The organism is Flavobacterium chuncheonense (genome assembly GCF_042686145.1).
Taxonomy (GTDB): Bacteria; Bacteroidota; Bacteroidia; order Flavobacteriales; family Flavobacteriaceae; genus Flavobacterium; species Flavobacterium chuncheonense.
In genome coordinates this window covers 133,593-152,327 of the sequence record NZ_JBHUPC010000012.1, presented here as the reverse complement: position 1 = coordinate 152,327, position 18,735 = coordinate 133,593, and the positions used below count along the sequence as shown (strand labels likewise).

At 32.4% G+C, this 18,735-nt stretch carries 21 protein-coding genes; 13 read left to right on the top strand and 8 right to left on the bottom strand.

The features are described 5' to 3' along the window. Complete coding sequence (locus ACFS5J_RS04685) at positions 1-360, bottom strand: BlaI/MecI/CopY family transcriptional regulator (protein WP_379810876.1); 360 nt, start codon at positions 358-360, stop codon at positions 1-3. Positions 361-500: 140 nt separating this feature from the next. Next, the gene (locus ACFS5J_RS04680) at positions 501-1,730 is read right to left on the bottom strand and encodes an MDR family MFS transporter (protein ID WP_379810875.1); all 1,230 of its coding nucleotides are present in this window, start codon (positions 1,728-1,730) and stop codon (positions 501-503) included. An 84-nt stretch (positions 1,731-1,814) separates the two neighbouring features. Here ACFS5J_RS04680 and ACFS5J_RS04675 point away from each other — a divergent pair, with 84 nt between their 5' ends. Genes ACFS5J_RS04675 through ACFS5J_RS04665 form a run of 3 tightly spaced genes read left to right on the top strand, consistent with a single transcriptional unit; the run spans position 1,815 to position 3,784 of the window. Next, positions 1,815-2,408, top strand: coding sequence for a DUF1684 domain-containing protein (locus ACFS5J_RS04675; protein WP_379810874.1), 594 nt, complete (start codon positions 1,815-1,817; stop codon positions 2,406-2,408). Further along, positions 2,408-3,055: a TatD family hydrolase gene (locus ACFS5J_RS04670; RefSeq protein WP_379810872.1), complete on the top strand. Its 648-nt coding sequence runs from the start codon at positions 2,408-2,410 to the stop codon at positions 3,053-3,055. The genes ACFS5J_RS04675 and ACFS5J_RS04670 overlap by 1 nt, the downstream gene beginning before the upstream one ends. A 12-nt stretch (positions 3,056-3,067) precedes the next feature. After that, positions 3,068-3,784, top strand: a complete 717-nt coding sequence (locus tag ACFS5J_RS04665; RefSeq protein ID WP_379810871.1) for a tRNA threonylcarbamoyladenosine dehydratase — start codon at positions 3,068-3,070, stop codon at positions 3,782-3,784. 60 nt (positions 3,785-3,844) lie between these two features. Here the strand turns inward: ACFS5J_RS04665 and ACFS5J_RS04660 are convergent, their stop codons facing one another. Beyond that, on the bottom strand, positions 3,845-4,906 hold the full coding sequence (locus tag ACFS5J_RS04660) for a hypothetical protein (RefSeq protein WP_379810870.1): 1,062 nt from the start codon (positions 4,904-4,906) through the stop codon (positions 3,845-3,847). A 326-nt stretch (positions 4,907-5,232) separates the two neighbouring features. Between ACFS5J_RS04660 and ACFS5J_RS04655 the strand changes: the two genes are divergently transcribed. Further along, the gene (locus ACFS5J_RS04655; protein ID WP_379810869.1) at positions 5,233-5,625 is read left to right on the top strand and encodes a pyrophosphohydrolase domain-containing protein; all 393 of its coding nucleotides are present in this window, start codon (positions 5,233-5,235) and stop codon (positions 5,623-5,625) included. A gap of 43 nt (positions 5,626-5,668) precedes the next feature. Here the strand turns inward: ACFS5J_RS04655 and ACFS5J_RS04650 are convergent, their stop codons facing one another. Further along, the gene (locus ACFS5J_RS04650; RefSeq protein WP_379810868.1) at positions 5,669-6,736 is read right to left on the bottom strand and encodes a branched-chain amino acid aminotransferase; all 1,068 of its coding nucleotides are present in this window, start codon (positions 6,734-6,736) and stop codon (positions 5,669-5,671) included. 200 nt (positions 6,737-6,936) lie between these two features. Between ACFS5J_RS04650 and ACFS5J_RS04645 the strand changes: the two genes are divergently transcribed. From ACFS5J_RS04645 to ACFS5J_RS04630, 4 genes are all read left to right on the top strand, one after another. After that, on the top strand, positions 6,937-7,443 hold the full coding sequence (locus ACFS5J_RS04645) for a DUF4920 domain-containing protein (RefSeq protein WP_379810867.1): 507 nt from the start codon (positions 6,937-6,939) through the stop codon (positions 7,441-7,443). Next, positions 7,443-7,886 (top strand): hypothetical protein, encoded by a 444-nt coding sequence (locus ACFS5J_RS04640; protein WP_379810866.1) that lies wholly within the window; start codon positions 7,443-7,445, stop codon positions 7,884-7,886. The genes ACFS5J_RS04645 and ACFS5J_RS04640 overlap by 1 nt, the downstream gene beginning before the upstream one ends. A gap of 14 nt (positions 7,887-7,900) precedes the next feature. Next, on the top strand, positions 7,901-8,563 hold the full coding sequence (gene mnmD, locus ACFS5J_RS04635) for a tRNA (5-methylaminomethyl-2-thiouridine)(34)-methyltransferase MnmD (protein ID WP_379810865.1): 663 nt from the start codon (positions 7,901-7,903) through the stop codon (positions 8,561-8,563). A 166-nt stretch (positions 8,564-8,729) separates the two neighbouring features. Beyond that, positions 8,730-8,924 carry a hypothetical protein gene (locus tag ACFS5J_RS04630; RefSeq protein WP_379811474.1) on the top strand — a complete coding sequence of 65 codons (195 nt, stop codon included), beginning with the start codon at positions 8,730-8,732 and terminating at the stop codon, positions 8,922-8,924. 27 nt (positions 8,925-8,951) lie between these two features. Here ACFS5J_RS04630 and ACFS5J_RS04625 read toward each other — a convergent pair whose 3' ends face one another. Beyond that, a complete protein-coding gene (locus ACFS5J_RS04625; RefSeq protein ID WP_379810864.1) occupies positions 8,952-9,893 on the bottom strand; it encodes a LysR substrate-binding domain-containing protein in 942 nt (313 codons plus the stop codon). Positions 9,894-10,001: 108 nt separating this feature from the next. Between ACFS5J_RS04625 and ACFS5J_RS04620 the strand changes: the two genes are divergently transcribed. The 4 genes from ACFS5J_RS04620 (at position 10,002) to can (ending at position 13,138) form a co-directional block, all read left to right on the top strand. After that, positions 10,002-10,481 carry a Dps family protein gene (locus ACFS5J_RS04620; protein ID WP_379810862.1) on the top strand — a complete coding sequence of 160 codons (480 nt, stop codon included), beginning with the start codon at positions 10,002-10,004 and terminating at the stop codon, positions 10,479-10,481. A gap of 109 nt (positions 10,482-10,590) precedes the next feature. Then, positions 10,591-10,836 carry a hypothetical protein gene (locus ACFS5J_RS04615; protein ID WP_379810861.1) on the top strand — a complete coding sequence of 82 codons (246 nt, stop codon included), beginning with the start codon at positions 10,591-10,593 and terminating at the stop codon, positions 10,834-10,836. A 57-nt stretch (positions 10,837-10,893) separates the two neighbouring features. Continuing rightward, positions 10,894-12,510 carry a SulP family inorganic anion transporter gene (locus tag ACFS5J_RS04610; RefSeq protein WP_379810860.1) on the top strand — a complete coding sequence of 539 codons (1,617 nt, stop codon included), beginning with the start codon at positions 10,894-10,896 and terminating at the stop codon, positions 12,508-12,510. Continuing rightward, on the top strand, positions 12,503-13,138 hold the full coding sequence (can, locus tag ACFS5J_RS04605; protein ID WP_379810859.1) for a carbonate dehydratase: 636 nt from the start codon (positions 12,503-12,505) through the stop codon (positions 13,136-13,138). Before ACFS5J_RS04610 ends, can begins: the two co-directional genes overlap by 8 nt. Here the strand turns inward: can and ACFS5J_RS04600 are convergent. After that, complete coding sequence (locus ACFS5J_RS04600; protein ID WP_379810858.1) at positions 13,135-14,331, bottom strand: LETM1-related biofilm-associated protein; 1,197 nt, start codon at positions 14,329-14,331, stop codon at positions 13,135-13,137. The two genes, can and ACFS5J_RS04600, sit on opposite strands and share 4 nt — an antisense overlap. Positions 14,332-14,422: 91 nt before the next feature. Here ACFS5J_RS04600 and ACFS5J_RS04595 point away from each other — a divergent pair, with 91 nt between their 5' ends. Further along, a complete protein-coding gene (locus ACFS5J_RS04595; RefSeq protein ID WP_379810857.1) occupies positions 14,423-15,652 on the top strand; it encodes a sodium:proton antiporter in 1,230 nt (409 codons plus the stop codon). Between the two features lie 80 nt (positions 15,653-15,732). Here ACFS5J_RS04595 and ACFS5J_RS04590 read toward each other — a convergent pair whose 3' ends face one another. Both ACFS5J_RS04590 and ACFS5J_RS04585 read right to left on the bottom strand, forming a co-directional pair. Further along, on the bottom strand, positions 15,733-17,523 hold the full coding sequence (locus ACFS5J_RS04590) for an acyl-CoA dehydrogenase family protein (protein ID WP_379810856.1): 1,791 nt from the start codon (positions 17,521-17,523) through the stop codon (positions 15,733-15,735). An 18-nt stretch (positions 17,524-17,541) separates the two neighbouring features. Next, the gene (locus ACFS5J_RS04585) at positions 17,542-18,729 is read right to left on the bottom strand and encodes an acetyl-CoA C-acyltransferase (protein ID WP_379810855.1); all 1,188 of its coding nucleotides are present in this window, start codon (positions 18,727-18,729) and stop codon (positions 17,542-17,544) included. Positions 18,730-18,735 lie beyond the last annotated feature (6 nt).

Sequence of the window (18,735 nt, the reverse complement as noted above, 5' to 3'; positions counted from 1 at the left end):
TTATTTTTTTTTTTCGATTATTGCTAATATTTCACGTAGGTCATCTGCCGATATTTTCTCTTCTTCAGCAAAAAATGAAACCAAACTTTTATACGAACTATTGAAATAATTTTCAATAGCGGTATTCATGAATTTTTTACGATATTCTTCAATTGAAACTATAGGGAAGTATTGATGTGTTTTGCCATAGGCTTTATAAGTAACATATCCTTTTTCTTCTAGATTGCGAACTATAGTAGATAGCGTATTGTAATGCGGTTTGTCTTCTGTTATTTCTTCTAGAATATCTTTTACAAAAGCTTTTTTAAGCTTCCATAAAATTTGCATAATCTCTTCTTCTTTATTGGTAAGTTTTTGCATGACATTAAATATTATAATGTCAAACTTAAAACTATTTTTCTAGTTACACAACTATTTTTATAGTTATTTAACTAAAAAACAAGTTATGATGGTTTGTGGTTGCTTTTAAAAGTTTTGAAATATCTGTTTTCGGAAAGCTGTTAGTTTTTTATAGTACGGGTTTCCTTTTGCAGTAAATAATATACCAAATACCCAAATCCTGCTCCCATTAGACCAAGCGTCCCCATAAAAAGCCAGTTGAATTGATAACCGTACAGTTCAATGTTTTCCATACCAGTTTTAGCCGATAAAATATGAGCCAAACTATAACTCATGGTAAATATGGCCATGTATCTTCCTTCATGTCCTTTTGGAGCGCGACTCATAGCAAATGAGTTTGCAAAAGGGAACGCAAGCATTTCTCCGAAAGTCATGCAAAACATCATAATCCATAAAACAAATTCCCATTGGTTAAATAGTAGCATATACATGCAAATTGCCATTATAAAACATCCCAAAGTCACAAGCTTTACATGGTTGATTTTACGCTTTTCAATGTAGGTTACTAATGGCATTTCCATGAAAAAAATAAGTAAACCATTGAAGGTAAGTAGAAGTCCTGTTCTAAATTCGGTTAAATTAAATTGTTCTTTATGATATAGTGGAAGTGTAGTAAACAATTGAAAGAAAATGATGCCGGTAATTAAGCATGTAATTAAAAAAATCCAAAAAGGAATGTCTTTAAATACAGAAGCGGTTAAAATATCACCAGGGTTTTCTTTGTTGAGGTATTTTGATTTTTCTTTTTCTTTTACTTTCCACCAGAAAATTAAAATTGCCAATACACAAGTGGCACCATCAATCCAGAATAAACCTTTGTAGCCAATATTCATAATAATTAAACCGCCTAAAGCTGGACCAGCAGCAAAGCCCAAGTTAATTGCCAAACGAACTAAAGTTAAAGCTCTTGTTCTGTTTTCGGGTTTTGCATAAGCGGCTAAGGATACAAACATTGCCGGTCGAAACATGTCAGCAATAACCATAATTAAAAAGATGGCTACCAATAATCCGATATAAGAGGTTATGTGTTGTAAGCCAAAAAACATCAGTCCACTAGTCAGTAAACTAAATATCATGACTTTGTAAAAACCTATTTTGTCCGAAAGTTTTCCTCCTAGCCATGATCCTAACATGGAACCACAACCAAAACTTACCATAATCCAACCAACTTGACTATAGGAAAAGCCTAAATCTTCCTTCAAGTATTTTGAAAGAAACGGTAAAACCATTGTTCCTGCCCGGTTTATAAAGGTCACTAAGGTAAGTATCCAAATTTCTCTAGAAAAACCTTTGAAGTTGTTGATATATTTGAAAAAAGCGGTTTTTAACATTAGAATAGGTTGAAAAACAAAGTTAAGAAACACTGTAGGAAAATAATGTAAATCAAATTATATATTTTTGCTAAAATTTCAGTTATGTACAAACTATTATTTGTGTTGTTTTTTACACTTTCATTTTTTGGTCAAGAATCGGAAATTAAAATAGCAGAAACATTTCAAAATCATTTAAATAAAGAATATGCTGACTCACTTACTAGTCCTTTAATGGCTGAAGATTTGGTACATTTTAAAGGTTTGGATTTTTATCCTATAACATCAGATTATGTGGTTTCAGCCAAATTTGTAATCACTAAGAAAGAAAAGCCTTTTAAAATGAAAACCTCCACGGCTAGAACTCCTATGTATAAGAAGTACGGGACGCTTTATTTTGAATTAGAAGGGAAGCAATTGCAATTAAATGTTTACCAAAATATCGAATTATCAAAAAAGCCAGGTTTTAAAGATTATCTGTTTTTACCTTTTTCTGATTTAACTAATGGTAAAGAGAGTTACATTGGCGGTCGATATATTGATTTTCGTATCCCAAAAAGTGATACCGTTATATTGAATTTCAATTTAGCCTACAATCCGTATTGTGCTTACAATTACAAATATTCGTGTCCGATAGTTCCTCTGGAAAATGATTTGGATGTAGCAATTAAGTCAGGAGTTAAAAAATTTCACGATTAATGCAATTTATCAATTTACATACACACTCTTTTTCAAATGATGCATCAGTTTTAGAAGTAGTCAATCAATATCCTTGGGAGTTTGATGCTTCGATACCCAATTATTCCATGGGAATACATCCGTGGTATATTGAACAAAAACGACTGCAAGATGATTTAAATACAATTCAAGAAAAACTGAAATTAGAGGAATGTTTAGCGCTAGGTGAATGTGGTTTGGATAAACGAATTGCAACTCCATTAGCCAGTCAAGTAGAAGTTTTTCAGCAACAATTAGAGTTGGTACAGCAATGTCAGAAACCAATTATTCTGCATTGTGTTTCGGCTTATCAACAAGTGATAGGTATAAAAAAGGAGATGAATATTAAAAATCCGATGATCATTCATGGTTTTTCCAAAAATACACAAGTAGCCAAGTCGTTATTGGATAATGGGTTTATGTTATCTTTTGGAAAATATCTTTTACGAAACGAAGATTTAGAAAAGGTTTTTAACTTTGTACCCAATGATTTATTGTTTTTAGAAACCGATACTATTGACGAAACAATTGTAGAGGTGTATCAAAAAGCATCACAGGTAAAGGGACTATCTGTTGAGGAATTAAAACAGCAAATAGGGATTAATTTTAAAAAGAATTTTAAAGAATAAAGCGTTTTAGATATGGCACAGTGGCAAGAACGAGCAGTTCTATTATTTAAAGAAGAAGGAATGGATAGATTGACCAATGCTAATGTTTTGGTAGTTGGTTTAGGTGGTGTTGGTAGTTTTGCTGCCGAATTTTTAGCTAGAGCAGGTGTGGGAAGTATGACTATTGTAGATGGTGATACAGTGGATATTACGAACATCAACAGACAGTTGCCGGCATTACATTCTACGGTTGGACAGCCTAAAGTTAAAGTTGTAGGTGATCGTTTAATGGATATTAATCCTGAGTTGAAGTTGACACGTGTTGAGGAGTTTTTATCACCAGAACGCGCTTTTGAGTTGGTTTCTCCTGAGTTTGATTATGTGTTGGATTGTATTGATAGTCTTACGCCAAAATTAAACTTAATTCTTGCAGCAAAACGCAAAAAGGTAAGAGTAATTAGTAATATGGGAGCAGGGGGAAAGTATGATGCAGGAAAAGTACGTGTGCGTGATATCAGTAAAACAGAAGTTTGTCCTCTTGCTAAGAATATGAGAAAACGTTTGAAGGCAGAAGGAATCAATAAAGGAGTAAAAGCGGTTTATTCAGTTGAACAACCGGATACTACAAGTATCAAATTAACAGATGGAACGAATTTTAAAAAATCGTTTTATGGTACCAATAGTTGGATGCCAGCTTTATTCGGGTTGCATGCGGCTGAGACTGTTGTAAAACATTTATTGAAGAAATAAGAAGAAATAAATTGATAGAAATAAGAATAAAAAAATCCGAAGTTTTAACTTCGGATTTTTTTATTGTAAAGTATCAGGTGAGGCTTCTGTAGTAACTTCTTCAGTACTATTTTCTTCAGCTACCAGTTTTCGAACTGGGATATAAATTTCGGTTTGAATATCGGAAGGCTTTGCAACATTTATAGCCTTGTAAACTTCTATATAGGCTCCTTCTTCGTTTTGGGTATATTGTTCTTTTAGTATGTGGTCAAATGCTTTATCCCAAGCATTTTTTCTGAACTCTAAGCTTCCATTAAGTGTTGTTTTTAAAGCTAGGAACGATTCAAGTGTTCCTCCTTTTATTTCATTGTTTGATGAGGTTACAATTTCAAAGTTGATAGGAACACAAACTGAGAAAACTGTAAAATTATCTTTTTCATTCCATTTTTTAAAAATGGTAAAACTCGAACCCGATGGTTTGATTTGGTTTTCCTTTGCAAATGATAATAAACTCAATAAATCCTTCTGACGCACTTTGTCAAAATCCTTTATTGAACAAGAATCAGTAATATGGATATAGTTGGTGCCGTGTTTGGTGACAAATCCGTTTATTACGATTTGGTGTTTTGAATAATCATTGGATAAATTTTGTGCTATTTTATCCAAATTTTTATTCATTTGAGAACCAAATAAGGCTTCAAGACCACCAAAGAAAAAAGAACTGAATTTTTCCTTTAAAGAAAGATTTCCAGCTACTTTCCAAGTGATTAAAGTACTGTCTTTTTCGGATTTAAATTTCCAAGACAATTGGTTTTTAGTATCATTTAATTTAAACTCTTGATTGATACTATCATTAAGCACAAGATGTATGTTTTTTAAGGAAAAAGAATCTGTTTTCGTTTGCCATTGTATGCCTAAATTGGCATTATCTTTAATCGTAATGTTTAACGAATCTTCGTTCAAATATAAAAACCATTCTTTCCAATTTTCATAATTTGAAATATATTGATAAGCATTTTGTGGAGTTGCTGCTACTTTTCTCTCTTTACTTATTTGAAAATAACTGGGTTGCGTTGCTATGAATACTGTTAGAGCAACACCGAATAAAAGAATAAGTAAAAGAATGTATTTTGCAATTTTCATCAATAAAAGAGTTTGAGGCTCATCAAATATAGGTGTAATATTTTTTTTAACAAAATGTTGGGAATTATTCTTTCATGTATTGTTTAATTATGAACAATATACAGATGAAAAGTAGAAAACTAAATAAAATCCAATACGTTCCTTTGTAGTGTTTTTTTAACTGTTTCAAATCTTTTCGATATACAATTACCAAAGTAATTATGAAAGCAATAACAAAAAATAATGCAAAATATAATTGACCTGTTGAAAACATCATGATATTTTTTTTACAAAAATAGCAAATGAATTTAGCAAATGGATATTTTTATAACCTTAAAATAGTAAATATGAAAAAACAAATAGAAGCAGTAACTTTATTTCATAAGACATATGGGTTGGGTGTAAGTGAAGAGATGAAAGGAGATTTAGGTGTCTCAAAAAACAATTTGCGTTTTGAATTGATGAAAGAGGAAAATGAAGAGTACTTAACTGCAGTGCAGAATGATGATATGGTAGAAATTGCTGACGCTTTAGGTGATATGCTGTATATTTTGTGTGGGACTATTATTGAGCATGGTTTACAAGATAAAATAGAAGCGGTATTTGATGAAATTCAGCGCAGTAATATGAGTAAACTTGGGGAAGATGGAAAGCCGATTTATCGTGAAGATGGAAAAGTTATGAAAGGACCAAATTATTTTAAGCCCAATTTTGAAGCAATTTTAAAAGAAGAAGTATAAAAAAAGAGATTTCCTATGGAAATCTCTTTTTTGTTGTGTTGAATTATATTTTAACGGTCCAGCCAAAAGTATCGTCAGCTAGTTTGGTTTGAATTTTTGTCAATTTATCTTTCAAGTCCATTGCAATTGAATCTTCAACGTTTGGTAATTCAAAGTATTCCTCTTTATAGGCAAAACCTGAAATTGGACTTATTACAGCTGCGGTGCCTGCTCCAAAAATTTCTTTCAAGCTTCCGTCTTTTGCAGCATTTACCAGTTCATCTACTAATACTGAACGCACTTCTACTTTGATGTTTTCTCTTTTCGCTAAATCGATAAGGCTTTTACGCGTAATACCATCCAAAATTCGCTCACTAGTAGGTGCTGTATATAAGGTATCATTAATTCTGAAGAAAACGTTCATAGTTCCAGCTTCTTCTAGTTTTGTATGAGTTGCATCATCTGTCCAAATAATTTGTTGGTATCCTTTTTCATTGGCTAATTTAGTAGGATAAAATTGTCCAGAATAATTACCTGCAGCTTTAGCAGCTCCAATACCACCATTTGCCGCTCGGCTGAAATGTTCAGCAACCACAACTTTAACCGCTCCAGAATAGTAGGATTTTGCAGGAGAAAGTATGATCATAAAACGGTAAAACATTGCAGGTGCTGCTACAACTCCTGGGCCAGTAGCAATCATAAAAGGACGGATGTATAATGAACTACCATTTCCTTTTTTTACCCAATCTTTCTCTAATTCTAATAATTTTTTAAGTCCTCCTAAAAAAACTTCTTCTGGTACTTCAGGCATTGCCATACGTACAGCACTTTTATTAAAACGCATGAAGTTTTCTTCCGGACGAAACAACCATACATCGTCTTGCTCATCCTTGTAGGCTTTCATACCTTCAAAAATTGCTTGTCCATAGTGAAATACTTTTGCAGATGGATCAATTGTGAATGGTGCATATGGTTGGATGATTGGTTTTTGCCATTCGCCATTTGCATAATCACAAATTAACATATGATCAGTGAACGTATTGCCAAACGAAATGTTGTCAAAATCCACTTCATTTATTTTTGTTGTACTTGATTTTACAATATCAATATTTTCAATTGTTTTTAGTTCCATTGCTTGGTTTTTAAAAGGTTGGTAGGGTAATTTTTACTGTAAATTGTACCCCTTTTAATTTACGGTGCAAAATTAGCAAATTTTACACTTGATTTTTAGTAAACTTTTAAAAATATTAAATGGATTATTAACAAAATAAAAAGGTGTTAATTGGATAAAAAAATTATTTTTGTATCAAATCAAACAAATAAATTTAAAATATGAAAAAAATAGTAGGTTTTGCTGCATTATCTATGATTTTATTTAGTTGCGGTGATAAAAAAGTTGAAAACAATACAGAAGTGTCAGATATTCAAAATGTTAAGGAGTATGTTGTGTTTGGAGATTCTATTTCTTCTGAAGGAGCATTGTCAAGTGCAGAAATGATGGATAAATTTTCAACTTTAAAAGAAGGTGATACTATTGCAGTAAAATTTAAATCTTCGATAAATGATGTTTGTCAGAAAAAAGGATGTTGGATGACATTGAGTCTTGGAGAAGAGCAGCAATCATTTGTGAAATTTAAAGATTACGCTTTTTTTGTTCCTAAAAATGCTCAAGAAAAAGAAGCTATTGTAAATGGTAAAGCTTACGTGAGTGTTGTAAGTGTTGATGAGCTAAAGCATTATGCGAAAGACGAAGGGAAATCACAAGAAGCAATCGATAGCATTACAGCTCCAAAAGTAACTTATGCATTCATGGCTGATGGTGTTTTAATTTCAAAATAATGAAAAAAGCATTATTGTTTATAACGGTTTTAGGGTTGTTTAGTTGTAAAAATCAGTCTGAAGCAGATTGCAATACTGAAACAGCTGCAAAAAATGAGGAAGGGTTTGAGATGTACGAAATGTCAGAAATGGCCGCTTTAATGGAGCAAATGTATGTCGATAATCAGCGTTTAAAAGAGCGTATTATTAAAGGAGATACTATTGGACAGTTTCCGCAACATTTCATGCGTATTCACAGTGCTGTGCTAACCGATGAGACGGATAAAGATGATTTCTTTAAGACACAAGCGGCTGTCTTTATTAAATCACAAGAGATGATTTATAATGACCCAGAAAATGCAAAGGAGCATTTTAATAATGGAATTAAAGCTTGTATTGCTTGTCATGAGGTGAAGTGCGGTGGTCCTATTCCTAAGATTAAAAAATTATATATCAATCAATAATTAAATCAACTCTTTTGAAAAGAGAAATTATTATTACTCAAGATGGTTCTACAACCATTCATTTACCGGAATGGAATGAAAGTTATCATTCTAAACACGGTGCTATTCAAGAGGCAAAACATGTATTTATAAAAAATGGTCTTTCGTTATTTAATGGGAAGCAAGTTTCTATTTTAGAAATTGGATTTGGAACAGGTTTAAATTGCTTTATTACTTTTTTAGAAGCACAAAAAAAGAATCAATCTGTGCATTATGTTGGAGTAGAGGCATATCCAATTGCAAAAGAGGAAGTGCAATTATTGAATTATGTAAATGAATTAGAAGCGGTTGAATTCAGTTCAGTTTTTGATGTAATGCATACTTTAGATTGGGATATACAATCAAAGTTAACGCCTACTTTTGAACTTACTAAACGAAAGCAGTTTTTCAATGAAATTGATGATAGAGAACAGTTTGATTTTATTTATTTTGATGCTTTCGGATTTACAGTTCAGCCTGAGTTATGGGAAGAAGCAATTTTTAGAAAGATGCATACAGCACTTAAGCCTAATGGTGTTTTGGTTACTTACGCTTGTCGTACTGTAATTAAAAAAGCTATGGAAGCAGTAGGTTTTACGACCGAAAAATTGCCTGGTGCACCAGGAAAACGTGAAATGTTGAGGGCGGTAAAAATGTAATCGAGAGTCTTTTTTAATTATAAATAAAATGATTAAGTGTTTTATTTTTAAAATTTTAATAAATTTTTAGCAATTTCTTTAACATAAATAAAATTTTAGCGATTAAAAAAAATTGTATATTTACATCACGTTCTTATCCCAATGTCTAACCAATTTTTGTATGAGCATGTCTAGAACAATGTTTTCCTATACAAAAGCTATACTTGAAAGAGTAAGTTTTGACCCTAAATTATTTTGTAAAGAACTTGAAAAAGCAATTAAAGTGTTATTGCCTTATGAAATTGACCAATTAAGAAATTGGCTATTACAATTCACTGAAGAGAAACCAGAATTAAGGCAGTGCTTAATTTATATTAATTAATAAAAGGTATGCGAAAGCATACCTTTTTTATTTTTGTAATTTAGGGCTTATAATTTCAACATCACTAAAAGCAATTGCTCCTCTTACAACCCCCGATATGGTGTCACGTAAAGCATTGATGATTTGAATTTTTAATTCATTTTTAGGGTATATAAGGCTTACTTCTCGAGCTGGTTTAGGATTTGCAAATGGACGAAGTTTGTGTTTGTTGCTTTCATTTAAATCCAAAGTGTGTAAGTAAGGTAAAAGGGTAGTGCCTAATCCTTCATCAGCCAGTTTTATAAGGGTTTCGAAACTTCCGCTTTCAATTTGGAAGTGGCTTTCTGCTATAAATTTGTTGTTTTTGCAAAGATTCAGAATTCCATTTCGAAAACAATGTCCATCTTGTAACAAAAGAATATGATCAAGCTCCAGATCATCTATAGTAATTTCAGTTTTATCGGCACCTTTATGATTTTCTGGGATGTAAGCAACAAATGGTTCGTAATATAGAACCACTTCTTTTAGGTTGTCAATTTCGAGTGGAGTTGCAGCAATTGCGCAATCAAGATGTCCATTTTTTAATTTGGTAATAATTTCTTCAGTAGTAAATTCTTCAATAATCAAATTTACTTTTGGGTATTTATTGATGAAATTATTTAAAAACATTGGCAAAAGGGTAGGAGTAATAGTAGGAATAATACCTACTTTAAATTCTCCTCCTATGTATCCTTTTTGCTGGTCTACAATATCTTTAATACGCCCAGCTTCATTAACAATATTTTTAGCTTGTGTTACTATTTTTTCTCCAATTTCTGTTAGAAAAATAGGCTTTTTACTTCTGTCGAATATTAAAACACCTAATTCTTCTTCAAGTTTTTGAATCTGCATGCTTAAGGTTGGTTGGGTAACAAAGCATTTTTCAGCAGCAAGAGTAAAGTTTTTATGTTCTGCAACAGCTAAAACATAGTGTAGTTGCGTTATGGTCATTGTATCAATTTTTTTGATAAAAATATAAAAACTATCAATTTGATTTATAAATAGAGCGGTTAATTTTTCCTTAAATTTGTTTAAGAAATTTAAAAAACTACTATAATTATGAAAATGAACACATTAGGATTACCTGTTGTAGAGACAAAAGAATTGGTAAACGATTTGAATATTTTACTGGCTAATTTTCAAATTTATTACCAGAATTTGAGAGGTTTACATTGGAATATTAGAGGAAAACGTTTTTTTGATCTTCATGTTAAATTTGAAGAATTTTACAATGATTCCCAATTGAAAATTGATTTGATTGCAGAGCGTGTTTTAACACTTGGCGGTTCTCCTTTGCACACATTTGCAGATTATATTGAACATAATAGATTAACAATTGGAAAGAATATTTCCAGAGACGAAGAAGCTATTCAACTTATAATAGATTCATTGAGTGATTTATTGGGTATTGAGCGTAAAATTTTGGAAGCTTCTGGTAATATTAATGATGAAGGAACTAATTCTATGATGAGTGATTTTATTGCAGAGCAAGAAAAAACCATTTGGATGCTTAAAGCTTGGATGGAAGACGAAATATAAGTTGCTGCCTGATTTATTTATAAAAATTAAGGAAAGTAAATTTTAAAATTGGTACATTTGATCTATGCAATTGCGAGTAAAAATAGTATTAATTTTATTTCTATCTTTTTTGGCTACCCCTACCTTATTGAGTAGTATTGATAGCGATATTGACACGTCTTATTTTTACAATTTAGCAGAAGAGGAAGAAAATCATGTTTCATTTAATGAAATAAAAATGCTTCCCATACTTTTCTCTATACCAGAGGCTTTAAAATTTACTTTTCTTAAAAAAGACAACTTTAGTATATGTAATGTTTTGAAGTTTACCAATTGGACAAATAATATTTTCTTACCTCCTCCTGAACGTGTATAATATTTTCCATTTAGTATGGGGGTGTCCCCATAAAGTATTAATATTATATATCGTTTTATGAATAATCTTTTTTCTAACGTAAGAGGTGATTTAGCTTCTGGTTTAGTAGTTTTTTTAGTAGCATTACCATTGTGTTTGGGTATTGCATTGGCATCTGGGGCTCCCCTGTTTTCGGGGATTATAGCTGGAATTATTGGAGGAATAGTTGTTGGTTTTTTTAGTAATTCTAATTTAAGTGTTTCAGGACCAGCAGCTGGTTTAACAGCTATTATTTTAACAGCTATTACAGATTTAGGGTCATTCGAAATTTTCTTGGTTGCTGTAATACTTGCTGGTGTTATACAAGTAGTTTTGGGGTTTTTACAAGCCGGAGCTTTGTCAAATTATATTCCAACTTCTGTTATCGAAGGGATGTTAGCAGCAATTGGAATCATTATTATTTTGAAGCAAATTCCTCACGCTTTTGGTCACGATGTTGACAATGAAGGAGATTTCTTTTTCATTGAAAAATCAGGGCATAACACTTTTGACACATTAATAGAATCAATAAACTATATTCATTTAGGAGCTTTATTAATTGCATTGTTATCGTTGGGAATTTTAATTGTATGGGAAAAGGTACCTGTTTTGAAACGCTTAAAATTACTTCCAGGTGCACTTGTTGTTGTTATAGTGAGTATCCTTGCAAATGAATTGTTTATTCAAACCGGTTCTAATTTGGCCATAATTTCAAAATCACATTTGGTAAACTTACCTAGTTTTGATGAGATTCAAAGTGGTTTTTCTTTGCCAGCAGTAAGTGCCTTTACTAATGTAAAAGTATGGACAGTAGCTGTTACTTTGGCAATTGTAGCTTCAATTGAAACCTTATTGTGTATAGAGGCTACTGATAAATTAGATCCTTGGAAACGCTTTACGAATACGAATAGAGAATTGAAAGCTCAAGGAATTGGAAATATTATCAGCGGATTACTTGGAGGATTACCGATGACTTCAGTTGTGGTACGTTCTTCTGCAAATATAAATTCTGGTGGAAAAACCAAGTTGGCAACAATTTTTCATGGTATTTTACTTTTATTATGTGTATTAGCGTTACCTTTTCTTTTAAATAAGATTCCATTATCTGCATTAGCGGCAGTACTTTTAATGATTGGTTATAAATTGGCTAAACCAGCTAGTTTTATTCACTTATTTAATAATGGTATGGCTCGATTTGTTCCTTTTATCGTAACAGTATTAGCTGTAGTTTTTATTGATTTGTTAAAAGGAGTAGCAATTGGATTTGTCGTAAGTATCTTATTTTTATTGTACGAAAATCTTAAAATAGCGTACCATTTTAATAAAGAAAAGTATCATAAAGGAGATCTTATTGAAATTCACTTAGCACAAGAAGTATCATTTTTGAATAAAGCTGCAATAAAGAAAACTTTAAGTGAAATTCCTAGAAAATCAAAAGTAATAATCGACGCTTCTTTGACCAATTATATTGATTATGATGTTTTAGAAGTAATTAAAGATTTTAGAGATGTTACGGTAGATACTAAAGATATTGATTTAACGTTGATAGGTTTCAAAGACAAGTACAACATAGAAAACTCACAGGATGATAGAATTGAATACATAAGTGAGGCTAAAAATGAAGACAAAAACATAATTAATGAAATAAATGAGTAATTTTTACGAGAAAATTTTAGACAATAATAAAAAATGGGTTGAGGATAAGTTGAAAATCAGCCCTGATTATTTTAACAACTTAGCAGAAGGACAACAGCCACCTTTGTTGTGGATAGGATGTTCTGATAGCCGTGTACCGGCAAATGAAATTATAGGAGCAGAGCCAGGTGAAGTTTTTGTACATCGTAATATTGCTAATATGGTTATTCATTCTGATATGAACATGTTAAGCGTATTGGATTATGCGGTTAATGCATTAAAAGTGAAACACGTAATAGTTTGTGGTCACTATGGTTGTGGAGGAGTTAAAGCTGCTATGGGGAATAGTTCAATAGGTATTATTGACAACTGGATTCGTCATATAAAAGATGTTTACCGTTTAAATCAAGCAGAATTGGATGGTATTGCGGATGAGAATGCTCGATTTAACCGATTTGTAGAACTAAACGTTAAAGAACAGGTTTATGATTTAGCGAAAACATCAATTGTTCAAGCTGCTTGGAACAAAAAGCAAGATTTAACAATTCACGGGTGGGTTTACGGATTGAACTCTGGGTATGTAACAGATTTAGGCTTAAACTTTAGTTCGGATAAAGATTTAGATAACGTTTACCAGTTGAAATTCTAATCGTCTAGATTTTCATTAAAAGCTGAAGGTAATAATTGTGGAATGTATTTTATCAAAATTGGTAATAAAATTCCACCTCCTGGAAGTAAAAAAATAGTTAACGATGGTATGGTTTTACAGATATCAAGTAGCTGTTTTTTTACTTTCTTTTTTTCCTCTGCACTCAACTCTTTATTTGTTGATTTGGCTAACAAATACATCAATTCTTTACTTTCTTTAATTTCTTTTGTTAGCCTTTTTTTATTTCGGGTAATTAATTTGGTTACCGTACGATTGGTTTGATCGTAAAAATGCTTTACAGGATGCGAGTAGTTGAAATAAGGTATTTCATTTTTATAATTTGAAATAAACCAATTAATGGTACTTAAACTCTCGTGTAGTTTATCGTCTGATAATTTTGTTTTTCGAATGATATCATTTAAAAATTCTAACTCGGTATATTCCAGAGTTGCATCACTCCATATTGCCATTTCTGTAACATCTAACAAATAGAGTTTTTCAATATCGTATTTAAAATGATCAAAATTGATATTGTTTAATGTTGGATGTTCAATGGTAGCAAACTTGGTGTAACGAATTGAATTTTCAAATAACTTTACCAAATGAACATCATATTTGCTTTTGTTGGTCTTTATGTGAAAAGCAAGCGTAATTATTTTGATGCACGTAAGTTCTAAATCTTTTAAGTATTTTGGCGATAAAGTATTGTTTTCCAAAAAAGAATTAAAAGCCAAAACATCAATAAAAAGTAACGCATTGGTAAGGATATGTGAAAAACTTTTGCTGAAAAAATTATCATTCGTTTGGATACGATTGGCAAAAATAGACTCTAACTTACTTGTAGTACTACCACTAGGTAAAAAAGCTTTCAAAAAAGCATAATTGTCCAGTAAAATGGTATTATAAAATTGCTCCACTGTTTTCAAAAAAGCCTCTTTTGTAGGCTCTTTTTTAGCAATTCTGTAAATAGAATATAAAGCGTTAAGTAATGCCAATTTGGTAACTTCATCATTAGACAAACCTTCTAACGAAAATGGCTCTTTTAAATTTAAAGTAAGTGTGTGGCCATACACAAACCCCGATTTTCTGATGTCAAAGTAGAAGGAATCGTACTGATGATTATAATCAATAAAATTAGTTTTATTTTCTTGAAAAAACTTATCAATCCAGCCGTTTGCAGAAGGGTTTATCATGCTTCAAAAGTTGGAACAAATTTAAAAAAATATGAGTTCATTAATGTTAAATTACTAAAACTATTTCTATCTTGCCTAAAATATTTTTTATATGAATTTTGCTATAATTGTTACAATTTGCGTATTGCTTTTATTGGCATATGCGTTTACCATCACTTCTTCTAAAACCAAAATACCATCGGTAATTTTACTGTTGTTATTGGGCTGGGTGGTAAAACAAGTGACGGAAATTATTCATATAAAAATCCCTGATTTGAATCCGTTATTGCCTTTTTTCGGAACGCTAGGATTGGTATTAATTGTATTGGAAGGGTCATTAGAACTAGAATTGAACAAACGAAAATTACCCTTTGTTACCAAAACTTTAGTTACTGCAATTGTACCGTTAATCGTTACTGCTTTTGCAATCGGACACTTCTTTTATTATTTTCTAGATGCGAGTTATAAAGATGGATTGGTTAATGCTATTCCTTTGTGTATCATTAGTAGTGCTATTGCAATTTCAAGTGTTGGAAACCTTAGTTTATTCAACAAAGAGTTTGCCATTTACGAGAGTAGCTTGTCTGATATTGTGGGGGTGTTACTTTTTAATTTCATCGCTTTAAATTCAGTTATCAATTTTGAAACGGTTGGACATTTTGGGTTACAAATTTTGATAATGTTGTTGATTTCCTTTGTAGCGACAGCTTTTTTAGCTTTTTTATTAGGTAGAATTGACCACCACGTAAAGTTTGCTCCAATAGTACTTTTAATCATATTGATTTTTGCTGTTTCTGAAATTTATCATTTACCAGCATTAATTTTCATTATGCTTTTCGGTTTACTAATGGGGAATTTTGATGAATTATCCCGTTTTAAATTGATAAAGCAATTGAAGCCAATTACTTTGGAAAAAGAAGTTCACAAGTTTAAAGAACTTATTGCAGAAGCAGCCTTTTTGGTTCGTTCGTTGTTCTTTTTATTGTTTGGTTTTTTGATGAAAACAGAGGATATTTTAAACCCTCATACCTTTGAATTAGCGGTTGGAATTATGGTTGTTATCTATTTAGTTCGCGCCATTCAATTAAAAGTGTTTAAGGTTAAATTAATGCCTTTACTTTTCATTGCACCTAGAGGCTTGATTACTATTTTATTATTTTTAAGAATACCTGAAGATAGTAAAATTCCACTTGTAAACAGAGCCTTAATTATTCAAGTTATTGCTTTGTCTGCACTTTTTATGATGATAGGACTTATATTTAATAAAACAGATAAAAACGAACGTAAAACAAAGAAGGTTGAGGAAGAAAATGAAAATAATAACGATTTCTTCCCTGTTTAAATACTTTAAGTTAAAAATACAAAAAACCCACTCAAAGAGTGGGTTTTTTCAAACAAACTAAACCAAAACCTTGCTGTAAATTAGAAACAATATTTATTCTCGCTAATTAATTTAGCAGCAATTTTTTCTCTTAAGCCTACTACATTAGGCATATTAGTATATTTCGTAAATCGTTTTAATCCCATTAACATCATGCGTTGTTCATCACCTTCTGCAAATGAAACGATTCCTTCTTTTCCTTTTTGATTAATTGTATCAACAGCGTGGTATAAATACAACTGAGCCATAGCAATTTGTTCTTGAACGTTATCAGCTCCTTCTTTCTTCGCTAATTTTTCAGTTCTCAAAATAGTACTTTCAGCCATGTAAATTTCAATTAAAATATCAGCAGCAGCCATTAATAATTGTTGGTGCGATTCCAATTCTGGTCCATATTTTTGTACCGCAGCACCAGCAACCATTAAGAATACTTTTTTCAATTTGCCAATCATTTCTTTTTCTTCAGCAAAAAGCTCTGTATAATCAGGAATGTCAAAAGAAGGAATACCCATTAACTCTTCGGCTACAGCCATCGCTGGACCTAATAAGTCAACGTGACCTTTCATTGCTTTCTTAACAAGCATACCTACAGATAACATTCTGTTGATTTCATTAGTACCTTCATAAATTCTAGCAATACGAGCATCTCTCCAAGCACTTTCCATTGGTGCGTCTTCAGAGAATCCCATACCACCAAAAATTTGGATACCTTCATCCGTACAGTTTTGTACATCTTCAGAAACCGCTACTTTTAAGATTGAACATTCGATAGCAAATTCTTCAACCCCTTTTAATTCAGCTTCTTGATGTGAATTACCTTCTTGTGTTCTGATGTTGATGCGTGTTTCAATATCATTTGCAGCTCTATAAGTGGCACTTTCACCTGCATAGGCACTTGCCGCCATTTCAGCTAATTTAGCTTGAATAGCTCCAAAGCTTGAAATTGGAGTTTTAAACTGTACTCTTTCGTTGGCATATTTAACAGCACCAGAAATTGTTCTTCTTTGTGCTTCTAAACAAGCAGCTGCTAATTTGATACGTCCAACATTTAGGGCGTTCATGGCAATTTTAAAACCTTCGCCACGACCTGCCAACATGTTTTCTACAGGTACTTTCGTTTCGTTGAAGAAAACCTGACGTGTTGAAGAGGAACGAATACCTAATTTGTGTTCTTCATCACCTAATGAAATTCCGTTTGATGGATCATTTTCTACAATAAAACCTGTAATATTTTTGTCATCCTCAATACGAGCAAATACGATGAATAGCTTACAGAATCCTGCATTTGAAATCCACATCTTACCCCCTGTAATGCTGTAATACGTACCATCTTCCGATAAAACGGCTTTTGTTTTTCCTGAGTTAGCATCAGATCCAGCTCCAGGCTCTGTTAAACAGTATGCGCCAAACCACTCACCAGAGGCTAATTTTGGAACGTATTTTTGTTTTTGTGCTTCTGTACCGTATAAGGTAATTGGCATAGTTCCTATCCCTGTATGTGCTCCAAATGCAGTAGAAAAAGATCCTGTTGCACCAGAAATATAATCACACACTAAAACAGTGTTTGTAAAGCCCATTTCCATACCACCATAAGCAGCAGGTACGGCAACACTTAGATAACCCAAATCACCAGCTTTACGCATTACTTCTTCGGTAAGTGCGTAATCTTTCTTTTCAAAACGTTCTTTGTTTGGCCATAACTCTTTGTCTACGAATTCGATTACCGAATCACGCATCATAATTTGCTCTTCTGAAAAATCTTCAGGTGTGAAGATATCTTCACATTTTGTTTCCTTAACAAGGAATTGACCTCCTCTGATAATATCTGCCATGATTGTATTTTTATATTGTTATTTTAAAAATTCATAAATTCCTGCAGTACCTTGACCAGTACCAACACACATGGTTACCATACCATATTTTGCATTTCCACGTTTGCGCATTTCGTCAAATAACTGAACTGATAGTTTTGCTCCTGTACAACCTAGAGGGTGACCTAATGCAATAGCTCCACCATTTACGTTAACGATTTCAGGATTCAAATCTAATTCACGCATTACAGCTAAGGATTGTGATGCAAAAGCCTCATTAAGCTCAATTAAATCAATGTCTGATTGTTTTAAACCCGCTTGTTGTAAAGCTTTTGGAATTGCTTTTACTGGTCCAATACCCATGATACGAGGTTCAACACCCGCAGAAGCGAAGTTTACCAAACGTGCAATAGGCTCAAGGTTTAATTCTTTTACCATTGCTTCGCTCATTACCAATACAAATGCTGCGCCATCACTCATTTGTGAAGAGTTACCTGCCGTAACACTACCGTCTGCAGCAAATACAGGACGTAATTTTGCAAGAGCCTCTACAGATGTACCAGCTCTCGGCCCTTCATCTTTACTAACTACATATGAACGGGTTTCTTTTTTGCCATTTTCGTTTACGAAAGTTTCTTCAACTGTAATAGGTACAATTTGGCTATCAAAACGGCCTTCAGCTTGTGCTTTTAAGGCTTTCATGTGTGAGTTATAAGCAAATTCATCTTGATCTTCACGCGATACTTTAAATTGGTTGGCTACGGCCTCTGCAGTAAGTCCCATTCCCCAATAGTAATCTTCATGTCCTTCTTTGGCTACACGATAATCTGGTGTTGGTTTATAACCTCCCATAGGAATGTAACTCATACTTTCAGCACCACCTGCAATAATACAATCAGCCATACCGGCTTGAATTTTTGCTGTTGCCATACCGATAGTTTCAATCCCAGATGCGCAATAGCGGTTTACGGTTACACCTGGAACATCTGTTACTTTTAATCCCATTAAAGAGATTAAACGTCCCATATTTAATCCTTGTTCTGCTTCTGGCATGGCATTACCTACCATTACATCGTCAATACGAGCTTTATCAAGATTTGGAACTTCCTTCATGATATGCTCAATGGTTTCAGCAGCTAACTCATCGGGTCTTTTGAATCGAAAAACACCTTTTGGAGCTTTACCAACTGCTGTTCTGTATGCTTTTACTATATATGCTGTTTTCATAATTTT

What these genes read in the sequence shown, in the direction of transcription:
- ACFS5J_RS04685 (WP_379810876.1), bottom strand. Translation starts at nt 360, where the DNA reads ATGCAAAAACTTACCAATAAAGAAGAAGAGATTATGCAAATTTTATGG.
- ACFS5J_RS04680 (WP_379810875.1), bottom strand. Translation starts at nt 1,730, where the DNA reads ATGTTAAAAACCGCTTTTTTCAAATATATCAACAACTTCAAAGGTTTT.
- ACFS5J_RS04675 (WP_379810874.1), top strand. Translation starts at nt 1,815, where the DNA reads ATGTACAAACTATTATTTGTGTTGTTTTTTACACTTTCATTTTTTGGT.
- ACFS5J_RS04670 (WP_379810872.1), top strand. Translation starts at nt 2,408, where the DNA reads ATGCAATTTATCAATTTACATACACACTCTTTTTCAAATGATGCATCA.
- ACFS5J_RS04665 (WP_379810871.1), top strand. Translation starts at nt 3,068, where the DNA reads ATGGCACAGTGGCAAGAACGAGCAGTTCTATTATTTAAAGAAGAAGGA.
- ACFS5J_RS04660 (WP_379810870.1), bottom strand. Translation starts at nt 4,906, where the DNA reads ATGAAAATTGCAAAATACATTCTTTTACTTATTCTTTTATTCGGTGTT.
- ACFS5J_RS04655 (WP_379810869.1), top strand. Translation starts at nt 5,233, where the DNA reads ATGAAAAAACAAATAGAAGCAGTAACTTTATTTCATAAGACATATGGG.
- ACFS5J_RS04650 (WP_379810868.1), bottom strand. Translation starts at nt 6,736, where the DNA reads ATGGAACTAAAAACAATTGAAAATATTGATATTGTAAAATCAAGTACA.
- ACFS5J_RS04645 (WP_379810867.1), top strand. Translation starts at nt 6,937, where the DNA reads ATGAAAAAAATAGTAGGTTTTGCTGCATTATCTATGATTTTATTTAGT.
- ACFS5J_RS04640 (WP_379810866.1), top strand. Translation starts at nt 7,443, where the DNA reads ATGAAAAAAGCATTATTGTTTATAACGGTTTTAGGGTTGTTTAGTTGT.
- ACFS5J_RS04630 (WP_379811474.1), top strand. Translation starts at nt 8,730, where the DNA reads ATGTCTAGAACAATGTTTTCCTATACAAAAGCTATACTTGAAAGAGTA.
- ACFS5J_RS04625 (WP_379810864.1), bottom strand. Translation starts at nt 9,893, where the DNA reads ATGACCATAACGCAACTACACTATGTTTTAGCTGTTGCAGAACATAAA.
- ACFS5J_RS04620 (WP_379810862.1), top strand. Translation starts at nt 10,002, where the DNA reads ATGAAAATGAACACATTAGGATTACCTGTTGTAGAGACAAAAGAATTG.
- ACFS5J_RS04610 (WP_379810860.1), top strand. Translation starts at nt 10,894, where the DNA reads ATGAATAATCTTTTTTCTAACGTAAGAGGTGATTTAGCTTCTGGTTTA.
- can (WP_379810859.1), top strand. Translation starts at nt 12,503, where the DNA reads ATGAGTAATTTTTACGAGAAAATTTTAGACAATAATAAAAAATGGGTT.
- ACFS5J_RS04600 (WP_379810858.1), bottom strand. Translation starts at nt 14,331, where the DNA reads ATGATAAACCCTTCTGCAAACGGCTGGATTGATAAGTTTTTTCAAGAA.
- ACFS5J_RS04595 (WP_379810857.1), top strand. Translation starts at nt 14,423, where the DNA reads ATGAATTTTGCTATAATTGTTACAATTTGCGTATTGCTTTTATTGGCA.
- ACFS5J_RS04590 (WP_379810856.1), bottom strand. Translation starts at nt 17,523, where the DNA reads ATGGCAGATATTATCAGAGGAGGTCAATTCCTTGTTAAGGAAACAAAA.
- ACFS5J_RS04585 (WP_379810855.1), bottom strand. Translation starts at nt 18,729, where the DNA reads ATGAAAACAGCATATATAGTAAAAGCATACAGAACAGCAGTTGGTAAA.